Genomic DNA, 19,085 nt, shown 5'->3' with positions numbered 1-19,085 from the left:
CCGCCCCGCCGTGGTTCCTCCGGCGCGAGTAAGCGGTTTCCCCCGCCGCCGGGCTCTTGATGGGTGAGGAGGTGCTCATGGGGGACCAGCAGACCGGCCCGGACGACGAGTTCCGGGCGTTCATCGTCGGTGCCTGGCCGTGACTGATACGGACGGCGTACCTGCCCGGGTGGCCGTGGTGGAGGCGAGGACGGGTCTCCACGCCGCCAAGTGGCGGTTCTTCGACAAGCAGCGCGTCGAGCTGCCGGACCCCGGTCTGCGCCTGCTGACCGACTAGACGCAATACCGGTGACTTTGTGTGGCTTTGGTCGTTGGGCTGGTTGTGCCAAGGCCTGGACAGGTGAAGTCGTCGGCGGGTGAGCGGTTCTCGGACCGGATCGCGCTGGGAGTGCTGACGCGGGCGTTCCCGCCCGAGCTGGTTGATGAGGTGGTTGCTGGGTGCGGCCGGGTCGAGCGGCGTCATCGGCTGTTGCCGGCACGGGTGGTCGTGTACTTCGTCCTGGCGATGTGCCTGTTCTGCGGGCAGGGCTATGAGGAGGTCGCGCGGCTGCTGACCCAGGGCCTGGAGCGGGAGGGCGGGCGAGGGGCTTGGCGGGTGCCGACTACGGCGGCGATCGGTCGGGCCCGGCTGCGGCTGGGTCCGGAGCCGCTGCGGGCCCTGTTCGACCGGGTCTGCCACCCGGTGGCCACGAAGGGGACGGTCGGCGCGTGGTTTCGCGACTGGCGGCTGGTCGCGGTGGACGGCACCACCTTCGACCTGCCGGACACGGCGGCGAACGCGGAGTTCTTCGGCCGGCCCGGCACCTGCCGGGGACAGGGCAGGAGCGCCTACCCGCAGGCACGGGTGGCGGCCCTGGTCGAGTGCGGCACCCATGCGGTGTTCGCGGCCGAGGCCGCCCCGCTGGCGGTCCACGAGACCGTGCTGGCCCGGCGGTTGTTCACTTCGCTGTCCGGGGGGATGCTGCTGCTGGCCGACCGGGGCTTTCGCGGGTTCGACCTGTGGCGGGCCGCCACCGGCACCGGTGCGGACCTGTTGTGGCGGGCCAGGAGCGACGCCGTGTTCCCGGTCGTGACCTCACTCGACGACGGCTCCTACCTGTCGGAGATCGTCGCGGCCCGGGACAAGAACCGCCGCGCCGACCCGATCCGGGTCCGCGTCATCGAGTACACCCTGGGCCCACGCGGCAAGGACGGCACCGTCTACCGGCTGGTCACCAGCATCCTGGACCCCGAAGCCGCCCCGGCCGCGGAACTCGCGGCGCTCTACGCCCAGCGGTGGGAGATCGAGACCGCACTGGACGAGATCAAGACCCACCAGGGCGGCAGGAACCTCGTCCTGCGCTCCCAGCACCCGCGAGGGGTGGAACAGGAGATCTTCGCATTCCTCCTGGTCCACCACGCCCTGCGCGACCTGATGCACCAGGCCGCCCACCGCACCGGCTGCGATCCCGACCGGCTCTCCTTCGTCCGCACCCTGCGCATCGCCCGCCGCCATGTCACCGGACAGGCGGCACTTTCCCCCCTCGCGACTCGCCCGGGCACTCACCCGGAGCCTGCGCGAGATCGGTGAACGGCTGCTGCCCGCACGGAGATTGCGCACCAACCCCCGCGTCATCAAACGCAAGATGTCCAACTGGGCACTCAAACGCCTGATGCACTTCGACCCGCCACGACCGGGCCGGCCCGGCGTCGTCCTGGTCGGACCGACCAAGACCACCCCGACGCGCCAAAAATCAACCTAAATCACCGGTATTGCGGCTAGACGCCTGCCGTCGCGGCCCCGCCCCCGCAGCTCGGGGCGGGGCCTTGGCGGGTCGGCGGTCTAGGATTGGATTCGAACGTATGTTCTTTGTACGCTTCGGCGCAGAGTTTTCCACAGGCTGAGCCCGTCCGGGGCCGATTGTCGGTGGGACGCGCTAGCGTCGATGACGATGAAGCGCAACGGACAGAACCCAAGGGTGGAAGCCATGGCAGGAACGGACCGCGAGAAGGCCCTGGAGGCCGCACTCGCCCAGATCGAACGGCAGTTCGGCAAGGGCTCGGTGATGCGTCTCGGCGAGAAGGCGAACGAGCCGGTCGAGGTGATCTCCACCGGGTCCACCGCGCTCGACGTGGCGCTGGGCGTGGGCGGTATCCCGCGCGGCCGAGTGATCGAGATCTATGGTCCCGAGTCCTCCGGCAAGACCACCCTGACCCTGCACCTGGCCGCCAACGCCCAGAAGGCCGGCGGCACCGTCGCCTTCGTCGACGCCGAGCACGCGCTCGACCCCGAGTACGCCAAGAAGCTCGGCGTGGACACCGACGCCCTGCTGGTCAGCCAGCCGGACACCGGTGAGCAGGCGCTGGAGATCACCGACATGCTGATCCGCTCCGGCGCGATCGACCTGGTGATCATCGACTCGGTGGCCGCGCTGGTGCCGCGCGCCGAGATCGAGGGCGAGATGGGCGACTCGCACGTCGGCCTCCAGGCCCGTCTGATGAGCCAGGCGCTGCGCAAGATCGCCGGTGCGCTGAACCAGTCGAACACCACCGCGATCTTCATCAACCAGCTGCGCGAGAAGATCGGTGTGATGTTCGGCTCCCCCGAGACCACCACCGGTGGCCGGGCGCTGAAGTTCTACGCCTCGGTCCGCCTCGACATCCGGCGCATCGAGACCCTGAAGGACGGCACCGAGGCGGTCGGCAACCGCACCCGCGTCAAGGTGGTCAAGAACAAGGTCGCCGCGCCGTTCAAGCAGGCCGAGTTCGACATCCTCTACGGCGTGGGCATCAGCCGCGAGGGCGGCCTGATCGACATGGGTGTGGAGCACGGCTTCATCCGCAAGTCCGGCGCCTGGTACACCTACGAGGGCGACCAGCTCGGCCAGGGCAAGGAGAACGCCCGCAACTTCCTGCGTGACAACCCGCAGCTGGCCGACGAGATCGAGGCCAAGATCAAGGGCAAGCTCGGCATCGGCCCGAAGCCGGCCGAGGGCGAGGGTGACGCTCCCGCGGTGGAGATCCCGGCTGCGGCCGCCCCCGCCAAGGCTGCCGCCAAGAAGACGGCGGCCGCCGCCAAGGGCTGAACCGTTGATGCATCGGCACCACACTGACCGCCCGGCACCGGGTCCGTCCGAGGACGGGCCCGGTGCGGGCGTATGGGCGGAAGAACAGAACGAGGCCGCCGGCCCGCCCGACTGGTTCGCGGCGGTGGCCGAGGAGCCGCCTGCGGCGGGCGAGTTGCCCCTGGCGGGGGAGTCGCCCGCGATGGGGGAGCTGCGCCTGGCGGGGGAGTCGCCCGCGGTGGGGGAGCTGCCCGGGCTGATGAGGGCGTCCGAGCTGGCCGGGGGGCGGCGTCGGCGACGCAGCGCGCTGGGCGAACTGCCGGTCGCGGCACCGGGGGAGGAACGACCGCGGCCCAAACGGCGGGCGAAGTCCGAGCGTTCGGAGCGCTCGGATCGGGCAGAGCGTTCGGATCGGGCAGCGCGCTCGGATCGGGCAGCGCGCTCGGAGCGTTCGGAGGGCGCGCGCGCTGGGCGGCGTGAACCGGCTTACGCCGAGCAGGGGGATCCGGCGGAGCGGGCCCGGGACATCTGTCTGCGACTGCTCACCGGGGCCGCGAAGTCCCGCAAGCAGTTGGCCGATGCGCTGCGCCGCAAGGAGATTCCGGACGAGGTCGCCGAGCAGGTGCTGTCCCGGCTGGAGGAGGTCGGGCTGATCAATGACGCCGCCTTCGCCGAGGCCTGGGTGGAGTCCCGGCACGCGGTGCGCGGTCTGTCCCGGCGGGCGCTGGCCCAGGAGTTGCGCACCAAGGGAGTCACCGGGGAGACCGCGGAACAGGCACTGCTGCAGGTCGATGCCGAGGACGAGTCGGAGGCCGCCCGGGCGCTGGTGGCACGGAAGTTGCGCTCCACCGCGGGCCTGGACCGGGAGGTGCGGATGCGCCGACTGGTCGGGGTGCTGGCCCGGCGAGGCTACTCGGAGGGCCTGGCCTACCGCGTGGTCCGGGAGGCGCTGGACGCGGAACCGGCGGAGGACGGCAACGACTGGTAGGGGAGCGGGCCCCAACTGGCGCTGTATGGCAGGCGGGTGAGCATGATGAACGCTGATCGGATCACCGGAGCCAATTCTCGATCGCATCTTGACCGTTTCGTAACCTCGGCCTAGCCTCGCACTCAGTGGCTGGACGATCGCGGAGGTCATCTCAGCGGCCGCGCGCAGGACGGGGAGTGGCCGGATGGGGATCGCTCAGGACACCGGAACGGGTTCCTCCCTGCTGCTGGTGGCGGGCGTACTGATCGGTGCGCTCGGCCTGGTGCTGGGCATCGGCTTCCGGATGCTCCGGCAGCGCCGCGCCGAACTCGACCGCCGCGAGGAGCGGTTGACCGCCGAACTCCACCGCCTGCACCTGCACGAGGACGAACTCGCCGCCCGCGCCACCGAATCCGAGCGGGTGCGCGGCGAACTCGCCGAACGGGACACCGAGAGCCGGCTGCTGCTGGAACGCACCGCCGGGCTGACGTCAGCCCAGGCCCGCGACGAAGTGGTCCGCACCGCCGAGGCCGAGGCCCGCCGGGAAGCCGCGCTGACCGTCCGGGAGATCGAACGGCAGGCTGTCGTCGAGGGCGAGGGCCGGGCCCGCGAGATCATCGCCTCGTCCATCCAGCGGCTGGCCGCCGAACACACCGCCGACACCGTGGTCACCACGCTCCGGCTGCCCAGCGAGGACATGAAGGGCCGGGTGATCGGCCGGGAAGGCCGCAACATCCGGGCGTTCGAAGCCGTCACCGGCGTCAACCTGATCGTTGACGACACTCCCGGGCTGGTCCAGCTCTCCTGCTTCGACCCCGTCCGGCGGGAGAGCGCCCGGCTCACCCTGGAGTCGCTGCTCACCGACGGGCGGATCCACCCCGCGCGGATCGAGGAGATGCACGAGCGCAGCCGCAGCGAGGTCGAGCGGCTGTGCGTCCGGGCCGGGGAGGACGCGCTGCTCACCGTCGGCATCGGCACCGTCGGCGAGATGGCGCCCGAACTGGTGCGCACCCTGGGGACGTTGCGGTACCGCACCTCCTACGGGCAGAACGTGCTCGGGCACCTGGTGGAGTCCGCACACCTGGCCGGGATGATGGCCGCCGAGCTGGGCGTCGACCCGGAGCCGGTGCGACGTGCTGCGCTGCTGCACGACATCGGCAAGGCGCTCAGCCACGAGGTGGCGGGCAGCCACGCCCTGATCGGCGCGGAATTCGCCCGGCGGCACGGGGAGTCGGCGGAGGTCGTCCACGCGATAGCGGCCCACCACGGCGAGGTCGAGGCGAAAACCGTCGAGGCGGTGCTCACCCAGGCCGCGGACGCCTGCTCGGCCGGGCGGCCCGGCGCGCGGAAGGAGTCCGTGGAGGCGTACGTCCGGCGGCTGGAGCGGCTGGAGGAGATCGCCCGGGCGCACGACGGGGTCACCAAGGTGTACGCGATGCAGGCCGGGCGGGAAGTCCGGGTGATGGTGCAGCCGGAGCTGGTCGACGACGTGCGCGCTCAGGAGATCGCGCGGGACGTGGCTCGGCAGGTGCGGGAGGAGCTGACCTACCCGGGGCAGATTCGGATCACGGTGGTGCGGGAGAGTCGTGCGACGGAGTTTGCGCGGTAGGCCAGTCCGGTAGGGCGCGTCCACGTGCAGGTCACTGTCCAGCGTCGCGATCTTGCGGTTGGGTGCGTTCCCCTTCGCGCAGTTCTCCCCCACGCGCCCCTGTCTTCGCACCCGCTCGCGTCCCTGGATTCGCATCCGCCCGCGCCAGTCTTACTGCGAAGCTTCCTTTTCCAGGCCCGGGGCAGCCGTGAGGGGGGCGGTGAGGGTGTGGAGAGTTTCGGGGTGGAGGCCGGGGGTGGTGCCGAGGAGGTGGCCGTCGGGGCGGATGAGGAGGACGGTGTGGGGGGTGGCGCCGGGGTAGGTGTCGGTGACGAGGACCTCGGTGGGGACGGGGAGGGCGTCGGCGAGCTCGGTGAGGCGGGGCAGCAGGCCGGTGCCGAGCCAGTGTTCGGCGGACCAGACGGTGGTGCCGGGGGCGACCAGGAGGAGCAGGAACGCGGTGCCGAGGCGGGCCCGGAGGGTGTCCGCGGTGCCGTCGGCGGTGACCACGGGCAGGTCGGGGACCTGGACGCCGGGGGCGGTGGGGGCGAGCTGTTCGGTGAGTGAGGTGCCGCGGCCGGTGCCGCGTTGTTCGGGGACCCGGACGGCGACGCCGGAGGGCGTCGCCGGGTAGGCGGGGGCGCCGCCGAAGCGGCCGGTGCCGAGTTGGCCGTCGGCGAGCAGCGGAGCGTTCTTGCGGAAGGAGCCGGAGATCAGCGCGCGCCGGGTCTGGGCCCAGCCGCGCAGCGGGCGCAGCAGCGGCATGGTCTGGTCGACGGCGCGCAGGCGGGCGCCGACCGCGCCGCGGCGTTCGCTCTCGTAGCCGTCGAGCAGGGCGCTGTCGGCGGGGGAGCTGCCGGGGGGCAGGTGCCAGGCGAGGGCGAGCCGCCAGGCGAGGTTGTCGGCGTCGCGCAGGCCGTCGGCGAGGTTCTGCATGCCGAGTGCGCCGTGCAGGTGGGCGGCGTCCCCGGCCAGGAAGCAGCGGCCGGTGCGGAAGCGGCCGGCCAGGCGCTGCTGGTAGGTGTGGTCGGCGGCGGCGAGCAGTTGGTGCGGGGGGAGTTCGCCGCACCAGCCGGTGAGCGCGGAGGTGACCCGGGTGAGCAGGGTGTCGCCGGTGACGATGCCGGGCCAAGTGGCGTGCGGGTCAACGGGTTCGGTGGGCTGGGGGCGGCCGGGGGGCAGGCGCCAGTCGAGTCGCCACAGGCCGTCGGGCAGCGGGCGGGCGGAGACTTCGCGGTCGCCGCGCCACGGCGGTTCGCGGTGCAGCCGGGCCTCGCCGGGGAAGGGCAGATCGACGCGGACGGTGGCGACGGCGTGCCGGTCGACGGCGGGCCGGCCGGGGAAGCGGACCTTGAGGAGCTTGCGGACGGTGGAGCGGGCGCCGTCGCAGCCGATCAGGTGGCTGCCGTGCCAGCGGGTCTCGCCGTCGGCGGAGGTGGTGCGGACCGTCACGCCGTCGCGGTCCTGGGAGAGTTCGACCACCCGGTGCTGCGGGGTGAGGCGGATCAGCGGGGTGGCGGTGGCGGCGTCGCGCAGGCCGCGCTGGAGGCGGTGCTGGGCGAGGTGCAGGACCGGCTTGTCGTCCAGCGGCAGGCGCAGCACCTCGGCGCGGCGGCGCCAGACGGTGAAGGCGTCCCAGCGGGCGGCGTCGGCGCCGACCCGGGTGTAGCCGATGCGGGAGAGGAAGGCGGCGGTGTCGGAGCCGAGGACGAGGGTGCGGGGGCTTTCGGGGCAGACGCCGGTGCCCTCGTCGAGGACCACGCTGGGGACTTCGTTGCGGGCCAGGGCGAGGGCGAGGGCGAGACCGACCGGCCCGGCCCCGACGATGATCACTGCATCCATGTCGGGGCCTTCGGGCGGGCGGCGTCGGCCGCCGCTGCGTCATATGCCGGGTGGGAGGTCCCAGGTGGTGTCACGAAGAGCAATGCAACAGATCACCTGGGTGTCCGTCAAGCAGCGGTTGTGCTGCGGCGGCTCGCGCCGCGGCGGCCGCGGGACTCGATCCACCGGGCGAGGGCGGTGAGGGCGAGGCACAGCGCGATGTAGATCGGGGTGCCGACCAGGACCACCGGGATGTACGGGTAGCCGTCCGAGTTGGAGGCGATGAGCTTCATCTCCCACAGCAGCTCGGGGTAGGTGATGATGTAGCCGAGCGAGGTGTCCTTGAGGGTGACCACCAGCTGACCGATGATCGCCGGGAGCATCGAGCGGACGGCCTGCGGCACCAGCACGATGCCCATCACCTGGGTCTTGCGCAGGCCCAGGGCGTAGGCGGCCTCGGCCTGGCCGCGCGGGACGGCGTTGATGCCGGAGCGGATGATCTCCGCCTGCACGGCCCCGTTGTAGAGGGTCAGGCCGATCACCAGCGCCCACATCGGCTGGGCGCCGAACGCCGCGCGGTACAGCGCGAAGATCATGATGACCAGCGGCATGGCCCGGAAGAACTGGACCACCACATTGCTGGCGACGCGCACCGGGAAGTGGTCGGAGAGCCGGCCGGTGGCGAGCAGCGCGCCGAGGACCAGCGAGCCGACCGCGGCCAGGCCGAAGGCCTCCAGGGTGGACAGCGCACCGTCGAGGATGCGCTGCTGGACGGCCGTGTACTCGAACGGCGACCAGAGTGCGGCGTCGAACTGCCCGGCGTCGGAGAGGCGGGCGACGATGTACCAGATCAGGGTGGCGATGCCGACCAGGCCGAGCAGACCGAGGATCAGGTTGCGGGCCCGGGCCCGGGGGCCGGGGACGTCGTACAGGACGGAGGCGGTACGGGTGCTCATCGGGCCACCGCCAGACGACGCTCGAGGGTGGAGAACACGGCGTTGATGCTGAAGCTGATCGCCAGGTAGGCGAGCGCGATCCAGAAGAAGATGGCGAAGATGTCGTAGGCCTCCTCGGACAGGGCCTTCTGGAAGCTGAACAGCTCAGGCACGTTGAAGGCGCCCGCGATGGCCGAGTTGCGGGGCAGGGCGATGAACACCGAGCCCATCGGGGCCAGCACCGAACGGGCCGCCTGCGGCAGCACCACCAGGCGCAGGGTCTGGCCGAAGCCCATGCCGAGCGAGCGGGCCGCCTCGGCCTGGCCGATCGGCACGGTGTTGATGCCGGCGCGCAGCACCTCGCAGACGAAGCTGCCGGTGTAGGCGCTGAGCGCGATCACCGCGAGCGTGAAGCTCTCGAAGTGCACGTTCAGCTGCGGCAGTACGAACGTCACCGCGAAGAACAGCAGGGTCAGCGGGGTGTTGCGGAAGATCGTCACCCAGGCGGTGCCGAATATTCGGAGCACCGGGACGGGCGAGACCCGGAAGGCCGCCAGCACGACGCCCAGCAGCAGGGCGAAGAGGGCGCTGAGCGCGCTCAGTTCGATCGTCCGCAGGAAACCCTCGGCGAATGCCGAGAAGTTTCCGTTCTCGAAGATCAATCCCATGCCGGCGGCCCTCCTTTCTCAGTAGTGGGGTCTGACCGGGCGTCAGCCGGCGATCGGGTCCAGGGCCGGGATGCTCGGCGCGGCGGAGCCGGACAGACCGAGAGTGGCGTCGTACGCCTTCTTCCAGTCGCCGTTGTCCTCGTGCGCCTTCAGGGCGTCGTTGATCGCCTTCTGCAGCACCGCGTCGCCCTGCTTCAGGCCGACGCCGTAGCGCTCCTCGGAGAAGGGGGTGCCGACGACCTTGAGCTTGCCCTGGTTCTTCGCCGCGTAGCCCTTGAGGATGGAGTCGTCGGTGGTGACCGCGTCGACCTCCTTGGTCAGCAGCTTCTCCACGCACAGCGAGTAGGTGTCGAACTGGGTGACCTTGGCGCCGTACTTCTGGATGTTGCCGATCGAGGTCGAGCCGGTGGCGGTGCAGACCGACTTGTCCTTGACGGTCTCGGCACCGGTGATGTCGGTGTTGTCCTTGTTCACCAGCAGCGACTGGCCGGCGATGTAGTACGGGCCGCCGAACGCGACACCCTTGTCCTTGCGGGTCTGGGTGATCGAGTAGGTGCCGACGTAGTAGTCGACCTGGCTGCCGGAGATGGAGGTCTCACGGTTGGCGGAGGCGATGGAGGAGAACTCGATCTGGTCGGCCGAGAAGCCGAGGTCGGCGGCGATCATCTTGGCGATCTCGATGTCGAAGCCGCTGCGCTTGCCGGTCTGCACGTCCTCGAAGCCGAGGAACGGCTGGTCGGCCTTGGCGCCGATCTTCAGCTTGCCGCGCTTCTTGGCCTCGGTCCACGCCGGAGAGCCGTCCAGCTTGACGTCGGTCTTGACGGTGTAGGTCGGCAGCTGCGGGGCGGCCGAGCCGTTTGGGGCGGTCTCGGCGGGGGAGCCGTCCTTGCCGCAGGCGGCGACGGCCGTCAGGGCGAGCACGGACAGGGCAGCGGCAACGGTGCGACGGGCCTTCATGCGGTCGTTCTTCTCCTCGGGTGGGGGGCCACGGCAGGCTCCGGGCCACTGCGAACTGACGATTGCTGACGCTTGATCGACTGCGGGAATCAGTGCTGCAGGATCTTGGACAGGAAATCCTTGGCGCGGTCGGAGCGCGGCGCGGTGAAGAAGGCGTCGGGAGTGTTCTCCTCGACGATCCGGCCGTCCGCCATGAACAGCACGCGGTTGGCCGCGGAGCGGGCGAAGCCCATCTCGTGGGTGACCACGACCATGGTCATGCCCCGCGCGGCGAGCGAACGCATCACCTCCAGCACCTCGTTGACCATCTCCGGGTCGAGGGCGGAGGTCGGCTCGTCGAAGAGCATCACCTTCGGGTTCATCGCCAGCGCGCGGGCGATCGCCACGCGCTGCTGCTGGCCGCCGGACAGCTGCGACGGGTACTTGTCGGCCTGGGCGCCGACGCCCACCCGGTCCAGCAGCTCGCGGGCCGTCTTCTCGGCCTCGGCCTTGGCGACCTTGCCCACCTTCACCTGGGCGAGCACCACGTTCTCCAGCACGGTCTTGTGCGAGAACAGGTTGAACGACTGGAACACCATGCCCACCTGGGCACGCAGCTGGGCCAGTTCGCGGCCCTCGGCCGGCAGCGGCCGGCCGTCCACCTCGATCGTCCCGGAGTCGATGGTCTCCAGCCGGTTGATGGTGCGGCACAGCGTCGACTTGCCGGAGCCGGACGGGCCGATCAGCACCACGACCTCACCCTGGGCGATCTCCAGGTCGATGTCCTGCAGCACGTGCAGGGCGCCGTAGTGCTTGTTCACCCCGCGCATGGCCACCAGCGGCGCGGCTTCGCGCAGCTCGGCACTGTTCTCGGTCATCGCCGTCCGCTCCCTCGTCCTCCGAACCCGGGGCCAACTCGCTTGGTCCGCAGAGCCGGTGATGGTCCGTGTGATGTTCGGGGGCCCGGAGCCGGCGGAGCCCTCGGCCCCCCGAACGGGGCGACTTTAGGCAGGTACACGACGTCCAGTCAGCCGATCTGAGCTGAACTTGAGGATCACGGTTCGGCTACGCCGGGTAGTCACCGAACGCCGAATACCGGAGCGGTAACGGACCGGCCGATGCGGTTGACCTGGTGACGTCGGATGGGAGTGGATGCCAGGATGGCCCGGTCCCACGTCGGACCGCGCCATGCCGCCCACCCGCCGACGGCTACCGGGCCGGCGGCCCGCACGCACACCGACGAACACCGCAGGAAGGAGCCCGATGCGCCTGCTCCTGGTCGAGGACGACGACCGCGTCGCCGCCGCCCTGGTCGCGGTGCTGGGCCGGCACGGCTTCCAGGTCCGGCACGCCCGCAGCGGCCACGAAGCGCTGGACGCGCTCGTCCCGGACGGCAGCGAGCCCTACCGGGTGGTGCTGCTCGACCTCGGACTGCCCGACCGCGACGGCTTCGAGGTGTGCAGCCGGATCCGGGCCGGCAGCGCCGTCCCGGTCATCATGGTGACCGCCCGCGCCGACATCCGCTCCCGCATCCACGGGCTCAACCTCGGCGCCGACGACTACGTGGTCAAGCCGTACGACATGGGCGAACTCCTCGCCCGCATCCACGCGGTGGCCCGTCGCGGCACCCCCAGGACCGCCGAGGACAGCGGCCCCGAGTTCGACGGCCCGCTGGCCTCCCGCGGCGTCGAGATCGACCGCGAACGCCGCCGGGTCAGCGTCAACGGACGCGATGTGCCGCTCACCCGCAAGGAGTTCGACCTGCTGGCGCTGCTCGCCCAGAGCCCCGGCGTGGTCTACCGCCGCGAGCAGATCTTCAGCGAGGTCTGGCGCTCCGGCTGGGAGGGCAACGGCCGCACCCTGGAAGTCCACATCGGCTCGCTGCGCACCAAACTCGGCCTGCCCGGCCTGGTCGAGGCCGTCCGCGGCGTCGGCTACCGGCTCATCCCCGACGACCCGGGCAGCCCCGACGGCCCGGCCGGGTCGGCCGGCGACGCCGCGGAGCGCTGACCCGCCGTGCGCAACCGCCTGCTCGGCATCCTGATCGCCCTGATGGCCTGTGTCCTCGCCGCCCTCGGAGCGCCGCTGGCCTACCTGATCGCCTCGTCCGAGCAGTCCAAGGTCGTCGTCGACCGGATCGACGACGCCGCCCGGTTCGCCCAGGACCTGCCCACCCAGGGCGGCGCCAGCACCAGCGCCGTCAAGGGCGACCCGCAGCCCGTCCCCGGCGACAGCGGCCGGCTGCACGCCCTGACCAGCGAAGCCGCCCGCTACCGCGAGCTGTACGGGGCCCGGATCGGCGTCTTCCAGCGCGACGGCAGCGCCGTCGCCATCGCCCCCGACAGCTGGCAAGCCCCCGAGGACGGTCCCGGCGCCCAGGCCTACCGGGAGGCGCTGGCCGGCCGCCGCAGCCACAACCCGCCCCAGGTGTGGCCGTGGACCGGCGACCGCACCCTCACCGTCGCGCTGCCCGTGGTCCGCGACGGCGACGTGGTCGCCGTGGTGCTCACCGAATCGCCCACCGGGCCCCTGCGCGCCCGGATCCTGCACCGCTGGCTGGTGCTGGCCGGCGGCGAGGCGCTCGCCATGATCGTCGCCATCCTGCTCGCCATGCGCCTCACCGGCTGGGTGCTGCGCCCCGTCCGCACCCTCGACCGGGCCACCCACGACATCGCCACCGGCCGGCTCGGCGCCAGGGTCGCCCCCAGCGGCGGACCGCCCGAACTGCGCCGCCTGGCCCGCTCGTTCAACGACATGGCCGACCACGTGGTGCTCGCCATCGACCAGCAGCGGGCCTTCGTCGCCGACGCCTCCCACCAACTGCGCAACCCGCTGGCCGCGCTGCTGCTGCGGGTCGAACTGATCGGACTCGCCCTCCCCGAGGGCAGCGAGGAGGAGCTCGCCGCCGTCCGCGAGGAGGGCGCCCGGCTCGCCCGCGTCCTGGACGACCTGCTCGGACTCGCCACCGCCGAAGGCTCCCGGCCCGAACCCGAACCCGTCGACCTGGCCGAACTGGTCCGCACCCGGACCGACGCCTGGCAGCCCCTCGCCGACCGGCGCCAGGTCCGGCTCCAGTGGCAGGGACCGCCGATGGCGCACGCCTGGGCCGACCCGATCGGCTTCGGCAGCGCGCTGGACGCCGTCCTCGACAACGCGCTCAAGTTCTCCGCCGTCGGCAGCGCCGTCCGGGTCGGCCTGACCATCACCAAGGACGAGGTCACCGCCACCGTCACCGACGCCGGACCCGGCCTCACCGAGGAGGAACTCGCCCGGATCGGCGACCGGTTCTGGCGCTCCTCCCGGCACCAGAACGTCGACGGCTCCGGCCTCGGCCTCTCCATCGCCCGCACCCTGCTGCTGGCCGGCGGCGGCAGCCTCGGCTTCGCACCCGCCGAACCGAACGGGCTGAGCGTGCTGCTCACCGTGCCGCGCCGGAAGCGGCGCTGAGGTCGGGGCGCGGTAAAAGCTGTAAACAGCGCCTCAGGGCTTCACGGACTGGTAATAGCGTTTCGCGCCCTCGTGCAGCGGCAGCGGGTCGGTGTACACCGCGGTGCGCAGGTCCACCAGCTGCGCCGCGTGCACCTCGCCGCCGATCCGGTCCCGGCTGTCGATCACCACCCGGGTCAGCGCCTCCACCAGCGCCGGGTCCACGTCCGCCCGGGTCACCAGCAGGTTCGGCACCGCCACCGTCGGCACCGGCGTGCGCAGCGGCTCCAGTAGCGGATAGGCGTCCGCCGGGATGGTCGCCGCCCGGTACGCGTCCATCCCGCCGCCCTCCAACTGGTGCAGCGGGTCCGACAGTTCGCCCATCGGCACGATCCGGATCCGGGTGTGCTCCGAGAGGTCGGTCAGCGCCGCCGTCGGCAGACCGCCCGACCAGAAGAACGCGTCCAGCTGCTTCGCCTGCAAGCGGTCCGCCGCCTCGCCCACCCCCAGCTTCCTCGGCTGCACGTCCGTGTCCGGGTCCAGGCCCGCCGCCTCCAGCAGCCGCCTGGTCACCAGATTCACACCCGACTTGTCCTGGCCCACCCCCACCCGCAGCCCGCGCAGGTCCGACACCTTGCGCACCGGCGAATCCGCCGGCACCACCAGCTGCATGTAGTCGTCGTACAGCCGGGCGATCGCCCGCAGCTCCGGCTTCGGCTGGTCCCTCTTCAGGAAGCTCGCCACCGCGTCCGCCGTGGCGATCGCGAAGTCGTCCTGGCCCGACACCAGCCGCTCCAGGTTCTCCAACGAGCCCTGGGAGTTGTCCAGCCGGACCTTCACCCCCGGCATCGCCGACCGCATCGAGTCCTTCAGCAGCACCCCGTACCGGTCGTACACCCCGCGCGGAACCCCGGTCGCGAACGCCGCCTCCCCGCGCAGCCCCGACCCGGCCCGCGCCGAGGCCACCCACCACCCACCCGCACCGGCCACCACCAGCAACAGCACCGCCAGCACGCGCACCAGCGGACTGCGCACCGCGGAACGCAGCACGGCACCGGTGGTTCTGGGCGGATCGGTCGAAGCAGCCATGCAGGGATACTGCCAGCCGCGACCGCCCGGCGGGAGGCCCCTGTCGCTGCCCGTACCCTTGCTCTGTGGGTATGGAGGAGAGCTTGCGAACTTACAAGGTCGTCACGTACGGCTGCCAGATGAACGTCCACGACTCCGAGCGCCTGTCCGGGCTGCTGGAGGAGGCCGGCTACACCAAGGCCGCCGGCGACGGCGAACCCGACCTGGTGGTCTTCAACACCTGCGCGGTCCGCGAGAACGCCGACAACAAGCTGTACGGCAACCTCGGCCGGCTCGCCCCCGCCAAGCAGGCCAACCGCGGCATGCAGATCGCCGTCGGCGGGTGCCTCGCCCAGAAGGACCGCGAGACCATCGTCCGCAAGGCCCCCTGGGTCGACGTGGTCTTCGGCACCCACAACATCGGCCACCTGCCCGCCCTGCTGGAACGCGCCGCGATCGAGCGGAAGGCGCAGGTCGAGATCCTGGACTCGCTGGAGACCTTCCCCTCCACCCTGCCCACCCGGCGCGAGTCCGCCTACGCGGCCTGGGTCGCCATCTCGGTCGGCTGCAACAACACCTGCACCTTCTGCATCGTCCCCGCCCTGCGCGGCAAGGAGGAGGACCGCCGGCCCGGCGACATCCTCGCCGAGGTCGAGGCACTGGTCGCCGAGGGCGTCGTCGAGGTCACCCTGCTCGGCCAGAACGTCAACGCCTACGGCTCCGACCTCGGCGACCGGCAGGCGTTCTCCAAGCTGCTGCGGGCATGCGGGGAGATCGAGGGGCTGGAGCGGGTCCGCTTCACCTCGCCGCACCCGAAGGACTTCACCGACGACGTGATCGCGGCGATGGCCGAGACGCCGAACGTGATGCACCAGCTGCACATGCCGCTCCAGTCCGGCTCCGACACCGTGCTGCGCGCGATGCGACGCTCCTACCGGCAGGAACGCTTCCTCGGGATCATCGAGAAGGTCCGCGCCGCGATGCCGGACGCCGCCATCTCCACCGACATCATCGTGGGCTTCCCCGGCGAGACCGACGAGGACTTCGAGCAGACCCTGCACGTGGTCCGCGAGGCCCGGTTCGCCAACGCCTTCACCTTCCAGTACTCCAAGCGGCCCGGGACGCCCGCCGCGGAGATGGAGAACCAGATCCCCAAGGCCGTGGTGCAGGAGCGCTACGACCGGCTGATCGCCCTCCAGGAGGAGATCTCCTGGGAGGAGAACAAGAAGCAGATCGGCCGGAAGCTGGAGATCCTGGTCGCCGAGGGCGAAGGCAAGAAGGACGACCGCACGGACCGCCTCTCCGGGCGCGCGCCCGACAACCGGCTGGTTCACTTCACGCGTCCTGAGGGGGGCGTGCGCCCCGGCGACATGGTGACCGTCGAGATCACCTACGCCGCCCCGCACCACCTCCTGGCGGAGGGCCCCGCCCTCGGCGTCCGCCGCACCCGCGCGGGCGACGCGTGGGAGCGGCGGCAGGCCGCGCCCGCGACGAAGCCGGCCGGCGTGATGCTGGGCCTCCCGTCGATCGGCGTCCCGGCACCGCTGCCTGCGGCGCCGGGCGGCTGCGGCTGACGGGTGCGAGAACAGGGGCGCGTGGGGGTACCTCCCAGCCCTGGCGGGCCGGGAGGTACCCCCACGCGCCCCCGGGTGGGGGCCCACGGCGGTGCCCCCGCCCGGGTTGTTGGGCGGAGGGGGGGGCGGGGCGGGGGGGGCCTACCCCGGGGGGGGGGGGGCCCCCCCCCCCCCGGGGGGGGGGGGGGCCCCCCCCCCCCCCGCCCCTGGTTTCGCACCCACGCAGTTCCCCGCGCCCCTGTTGTTGCCCTCACTGGTTAAAGTGATCGACATGCTTGTTGCCGCCGCCGTGTGCCCCTGTCCGCCGTTGCTCGTGCCCGAGGTCGCGGTGGGGGCCGCGGGGGAGGCGGAGGCGTTGCGGGGGGCGTGTCTGGACGCGGTGCGGGGGCTCGCGGACGTGGAGCTTGTCGTCGTGGTGGGGACGGGCGAGAAGGCCGGGGTGTGGACCGAGGGCGGGGCGGGGTCGTTCCGTCGGTACGGCGTGCCGAAGGCGGTGCGGCTGCCGCTGGGCGGGGTGGACGGCCCGGAGCTCTCGCCGGCGTTGACGGTGGGGGCGTGGCTGCTGGAGGAGGCGGGCGTCCAGGTGCCGACGCATGCCGTCGCGGTGCGGACGGACACGGCTGCCGAGCGGCTGCTGGGGCTGGGCCGGGGGCTGGCCGAACTCGCCGATCGGGTGGGCCTGTTGGTGCTGGGCGATGGCAGTGCCCGGCGTTCGGTGAAGGCCCCGGGGTACCTGGACGAGCGGGCCGAGGGCTACGACGCGGCGGTGGCGGCGGCGCTGGGTGCCGCGGACGTCGAGGCGCTGGCCGGGCTGGACGCGGAGCTCTCGGCGGAGCTGCTCGCGGAGGGCCGGGCCCCGTGGCAGGTGCTGGCGGGTGCGGCGGAGGGCGCGTCGCTCGGCGGTGAGCTGCGCTACGAGGACGCCCCGTACGGTGTCGGCTACCTGGTGGCCTCCTGGCGCTGAGCGCCAGCAGACCACCACGGCCCGGGGTTTCAGTCGTCCTTCGGCTTCGTCGCGAAGTCGTCGCGGGCGTGCTTGGCGGCCGAGGCGCCCTTCTCGATCTTCTCGCTGTACTTGTGCTTGGTGGCCTTGTCGATGGTCTCGCCGGCCTTGTCCACCATGCTGTCGATCTTGTCGCCGTGCTTTCCGGCCAGTTCGCTGGCCTTGTCCTTGAGTTCCTCGGCCTTGCCCTTGAGATTGTCCATAAGGCCCATGGAGTGCGTTCCTCGCTTTTCGTGTCAGACCGGTACCAGACATAGCTGATCTTCCCCGGTCAACGAGGCCGCGACACGAGAGGTGCCTGGGTTTTGGGAGACTGGTGGGGTGAGCGGTTCCTCCTCTTCTTCTCCTGTACATCCGCGCCGGGTGGTGTCGGTGGTCGGTTCGACGGCGGCCGGCAAGTCCGATCTGGCGGTGGCGATCGCCCGTGAGCTCGGCGGGGAGGTGGTGAACACCGACTCGATGCAGCTGTACAAGGGCATGGACATCGGCACCGCCAAGCTGACCGAGGACGAGCGCGGCGGCATCCCGCACCATCTGATGGACATCTGGGAGGTGACCGAGACCGCCTCGGTGGCCGAGTACCAGCGCCTCGCCCGGGCCGAGATGGACCGGCTGCTGGAGGCCGGCCGGGTGCCGGTGCTGGTGGGCGGCTCGGGGCTGTACGTGCGGGCGGCGATCGACGAGATGGAGTTCCCCGGTACGGACCCCGAGGTGCGGGCCCGGCTGGAGGAGGAGCTGGAGCGGGTCGGCCCGGGGGCGCTGCACCGGCGGCTGGCCGAGCTGGACCCGGCGGCGGCGGAGGCGATCCTGACCAGCAACGGGCGGCGGATCGTCCGGGCGCTGGAAGTCATCGAGATCACCGGGCAGCCGTTCACCGCGAACCTGCCGACGCAGCGCGCGGTGTACGAGGCGGTGCAGATCGGCGTGCAGGTGCCGCGGCCGGAGCTGGACCGGCGGATCGAGCTGCGGGTGGACCGGATGTGGGAGGCCGGCCTGGTGGACGAGGTGCGGGAGCTGGAGCGGGTCGGGCTGCGCGAGGGGCTGACCGCGAGCCGGGCGCTGGGCTACCAGCAGGTGCTGGCGTTCTTCGCCGGCGAGTGCACCGAGGAGGAGGCCCGGGCGGAGACCGTGCGGGCCACCCGGCGGTTCGCCCGGCGCCAGGAGTCGTGGTTCCGGCGGGACGACCGGATCCACTGGCTGGACCGCCCGGAGGGCGCAGATCCGGTCGAACTCCTGGGCCGTGCAATGGAACTGATCGACCGCCCGGAACGTCCCGGCGACACCGGCTGACCGGCGGATTTCGGCTGCCCAGGGGCGTGATCAGGCCAGTCGCCCGGGCAGCTGCACCGGCAGACGCAGGTGCAGGAGGTACCGGCGGTCACGACCGGATCACGTCCTGGCATCGGATCACCCGATCACCCCGTGGGACGCCCTGTCCGGGTCTTGCCGCGTGCCATCATCGGTAGCACCGAGGCCCGGCACGCGGGCCGGCCTCACCGCCCGCGAGCTCCGGAGCTCGCGTCGAGCCGTCAGGGGAGGCCGCGTGTCAACGGGTACCGGCCCCGAAACCGATGAGCTGCTGGGCGACGTGTCCGACGGTTCCGAGACGCTGCCCGAACTGGCCGTCCCGACCACCTCGTACGCGGTGGCGCTGCCCGCGATCGACGACCTGGCCACCGCGCCGGGCGTGGTGCACGTGCGGGACATCCGGCCGCGCCGGCGGCTGCGCTGGTGGCAGATCCTGCCGATCGCCGGGACGGTGATGCTCGGCTCGCTGATGTTCGCCTTCCCGCTGGCCTTCGGCAGCGAGGGCGCGACCGCGATGATCGGGATGCTCGGCCTGCTGATCACCGCCGCCTCGGTCGGCTGGGGTGCGATGGCCGCCCGCCGGGCCGGTTACAAGTGGCCGGGCGTGCCGCGCCGGGGCAGCTCCGAGCGGGCCGGCTGGAAGGCCATCGTGGTCTACACCCTGCTGGTGGCGCTCGCCCTGGCGCTGGCCGTCTGGCGAGTCGTCCACCTGCGCGGTTAGGGCCTGTCCGGCCGATCTTGCCGGGC

The 19,085-nt window shown here is 71.9% G+C and carries 18 protein-coding genes; 11 read left to right on the top strand and 7 right to left on the bottom strand.

The annotated features are described in order from the left end of the window. Positions 1-139 precede the first annotated feature (139 nt). The 5 genes from ACZ6R9_RS31190 to rny all read left to right on the top strand — a co-directional run bounded on the left by ACZ6R9_RS31190 (position 140) and on the right by rny (position 5,620). Entirely contained in the window at positions 140-277 is a 138-nt protein-coding gene (locus ACZ6R9_RS31190) for a hypothetical protein (protein WP_465541922.1), read from the top strand. Positions 278-322: 45 nt separating this feature from the next. Further along, the gene (locus ACZ6R9_RS31185) at positions 323-1,570 is read left to right on the top strand and encodes an IS4 family transposase (protein WP_465541920.1); all 1,248 of its coding nucleotides are present in this window, start codon (positions 323-325) and stop codon (positions 1,568-1,570) included. Between the two features lie 397 nt (positions 1,571-1,967). Next, positions 1,968-3,065, top strand: coding sequence for a recombinase RecA (recA, locus tag ACZ6R9_RS31180; RefSeq protein WP_380486827.1), 1,098 nt, complete (start codon positions 1,968-1,970; stop codon positions 3,063-3,065). A 550-nt stretch (positions 3,066-3,615) separates the two neighbouring features. Continuing rightward, a complete protein-coding gene (locus ACZ6R9_RS31175) occupies positions 3,616-4,032 on the top strand; it encodes a regulatory protein RecX (RefSeq protein ID WP_465541917.1) in 417 nt (138 codons plus the stop codon). 184 nt (positions 4,033-4,216) lie between these two features. Further along, positions 4,217-5,620, top strand: a complete 1,404-nt coding sequence (gene rny / locus ACZ6R9_RS31170) for a ribonuclease Y (protein WP_465541915.1) — start codon at positions 4,217-4,219, stop codon at positions 5,618-5,620. A gap of 150 nt (positions 5,621-5,770) precedes the next feature. Here rny and ACZ6R9_RS31165 read toward each other — a convergent pair whose 3' ends face one another. From ACZ6R9_RS31165 to ACZ6R9_RS31145, 5 genes are all read right to left on the bottom strand, one after another. Beyond that, positions 5,771-7,441, bottom strand: coding sequence for an FAD-dependent monooxygenase (locus tag ACZ6R9_RS31165; RefSeq protein WP_465541913.1), 1,671 nt, complete (start codon positions 7,439-7,441; stop codon positions 5,771-5,773). 107 nt (positions 7,442-7,548) lie between these two features. Then, positions 7,549-8,376 carry an amino acid ABC transporter permease gene (locus ACZ6R9_RS31160; protein ID WP_380486836.1) on the bottom strand — a complete coding sequence of 276 codons (828 nt, stop codon included), beginning with the start codon at positions 8,374-8,376 and terminating at the stop codon, positions 7,549-7,551. Further along, positions 8,373-9,023: an amino acid ABC transporter permease gene (locus tag ACZ6R9_RS31155; RefSeq protein ID WP_380486838.1), complete on the bottom strand. Its 651-nt coding sequence runs from the start codon at positions 9,021-9,023 to the stop codon at positions 8,373-8,375. The genes ACZ6R9_RS31160 and ACZ6R9_RS31155 overlap by 4 nt, the downstream gene beginning before the upstream one ends. A gap of 42 nt (positions 9,024-9,065) precedes the next feature. Next, positions 9,066-9,980 (bottom strand): glutamate ABC transporter substrate-binding protein, encoded by a 915-nt coding sequence (locus ACZ6R9_RS31150; protein WP_380486840.1) that lies wholly within the window; start codon positions 9,978-9,980, stop codon positions 9,066-9,068. An 89-nt stretch (positions 9,981-10,069) separates the two neighbouring features. Continuing rightward, complete coding sequence (locus ACZ6R9_RS31145) at positions 10,070-10,798, bottom strand: amino acid ABC transporter ATP-binding protein (protein ID WP_380486971.1); 729 nt, start codon at positions 10,796-10,798, stop codon at positions 10,070-10,072. A gap of 424 nt (positions 10,799-11,222) precedes the next feature. On the opposite strand from ACZ6R9_RS31145, the gene ACZ6R9_RS31140 reads away from it, so the two are divergent. Further along, positions 11,223-11,969, top strand: coding sequence for a response regulator transcription factor (locus tag ACZ6R9_RS31140; protein WP_380486842.1), 747 nt, complete (start codon positions 11,223-11,225; stop codon positions 11,967-11,969). Between the two features lie 6 nt (positions 11,970-11,975). After that, positions 11,976-13,406, top strand: a complete 1,431-nt coding sequence (locus ACZ6R9_RS31135) for a sensor histidine kinase (protein ID WP_380486844.1) — start codon at positions 11,976-11,978, stop codon at positions 13,404-13,406. A gap of 33 nt (positions 13,407-13,439) precedes the next feature. On the opposite strand, the gene ACZ6R9_RS31130 is transcribed toward ACZ6R9_RS31135, so the two are convergent. Further along, a complete protein-coding gene (locus tag ACZ6R9_RS31130; RefSeq protein ID WP_380486846.1) occupies positions 13,440-14,474 on the bottom strand; it encodes a TAXI family TRAP transporter solute-binding subunit in 1,035 nt (344 codons plus the stop codon). A gap of 71 nt (positions 14,475-14,545) precedes the next feature. Here ACZ6R9_RS31130 and miaB point away from each other — a divergent pair, with 71 nt between their 5' ends. Together miaB and ACZ6R9_RS31120 are read left to right on the top strand one after the other, a co-directional pair. Continuing rightward, complete coding sequence (gene miaB / locus ACZ6R9_RS31125; protein ID WP_465541951.1) at positions 14,546-16,027, top strand: tRNA (N6-isopentenyl adenosine(37)-C2)-methylthiotransferase MiaB; 1,482 nt, start codon at positions 14,546-14,548, stop codon at positions 16,025-16,027. A gap of 271 nt (positions 16,028-16,298) precedes the next feature. Continuing rightward, on the top strand, positions 16,299-16,991 hold the full coding sequence (locus ACZ6R9_RS31120) for a class III extradiol dioxygenase subunit B-like domain-containing protein (protein WP_380486848.1): 693 nt from the start codon (positions 16,299-16,301) through the stop codon (positions 16,989-16,991). 29 nt (positions 16,992-17,020) lie between these two features. Here the strand turns inward: ACZ6R9_RS31120 and ACZ6R9_RS31115 are convergent, their stop codons facing one another. Next, positions 17,021-17,233 (bottom strand): antitoxin, encoded by a 213-nt coding sequence (locus ACZ6R9_RS31115; RefSeq protein WP_380486850.1) that lies wholly within the window; start codon positions 17,231-17,233, stop codon positions 17,021-17,023. Positions 17,234-17,351: 118 nt separating this feature from the next. Between ACZ6R9_RS31115 and miaA the strand changes: the two genes are divergently transcribed. Both miaA and ACZ6R9_RS31105 read left to right on the top strand, forming a co-directional pair. Then, a complete protein-coding gene (miaA, locus tag ACZ6R9_RS31110; protein ID WP_465541908.1) occupies positions 17,352-18,320 on the top strand; it encodes a tRNA (adenosine(37)-N6)-dimethylallyltransferase MiaA in 969 nt (322 codons plus the stop codon). 253 nt (positions 18,321-18,573) lie between these two features. After that, on the top strand, positions 18,574-19,059 hold the full coding sequence (locus tag ACZ6R9_RS31105) for a hypothetical protein (protein ID WP_380486854.1): 486 nt from the start codon (positions 18,574-18,576) through the stop codon (positions 19,057-19,059). Positions 19,060-19,085 lie beyond the last annotated feature (26 nt).

Source organism: Kitasatospora sp. NPDC048662 (assembly GCF_055587065.1).
This window is presented reverse-complemented; position numbering and strand designations above follow the sequence as displayed.

What these genes read in the sequence shown, in the direction of transcription:
- recA (WP_380486827.1), top strand. Translation starts at nt 1,968, where the DNA reads ATGGCAGGAACGGACCGCGAGAAGGCCCTGGAGGCCGCACTCGCCCAG.
- rny (WP_465541915.1), top strand. Translation starts at nt 4,217, where the DNA reads ATGGGGATCGCTCAGGACACCGGAACGGGTTCCTCCCTGCTGCTGGTG.
- ACZ6R9_RS31165 (WP_465541913.1), bottom strand. Translation starts at nt 7,441, where the DNA reads ATGGATGCAGTGATCATCGTCGGGGCCGGGCCGGTCGGTCTCGCCCTC.
- ACZ6R9_RS31160 (WP_380486836.1), bottom strand. Translation starts at nt 8,376, where the DNA reads ATGAGCACCCGTACCGCCTCCGTCCTGTACGACGTCCCCGGCCCCCGG.
- ACZ6R9_RS31155 (WP_380486838.1), bottom strand. Translation starts at nt 9,023, where the DNA reads ATGGGATTGATCTTCGAGAACGGAAACTTCTCGGCATTCGCCGAGGGT.
- ACZ6R9_RS31150 (WP_380486840.1), bottom strand. Translation starts at nt 9,980, where the DNA reads ATGAAGGCCCGTCGCACCGTTGCCGCTGCCCTGTCCGTGCTCGCCCTG.
- ACZ6R9_RS31140 (WP_380486842.1), top strand. Translation starts at nt 11,223, where the DNA reads ATGCGCCTGCTCCTGGTCGAGGACGACGACCGCGTCGCCGCCGCCCTG.
- ACZ6R9_RS31130 (WP_380486846.1), bottom strand. Translation starts at nt 14,474, where the DNA reads ATGGCTGCTTCGACCGATCCGCCCAGAACCACCGGTGCCGTGCTGCGT.
- miaB (WP_465541951.1), top strand. Translation starts at nt 14,546, where the DNA reads ATGGAGGAGAGCTTGCGAACTTACAAGGTCGTCACGTACGGCTGCCAG.
- ACZ6R9_RS31120 (WP_380486848.1), top strand. Translation starts at nt 16,299, where the DNA reads ATGCTTGTTGCCGCCGCCGTGTGCCCCTGTCCGCCGTTGCTCGTGCCC.
- ACZ6R9_RS31115 (WP_380486850.1), bottom strand. Translation starts at nt 17,233, where the DNA reads ATGGACAATCTCAAGGGCAAGGCCGAGGAACTCAAGGACAAGGCCAGC.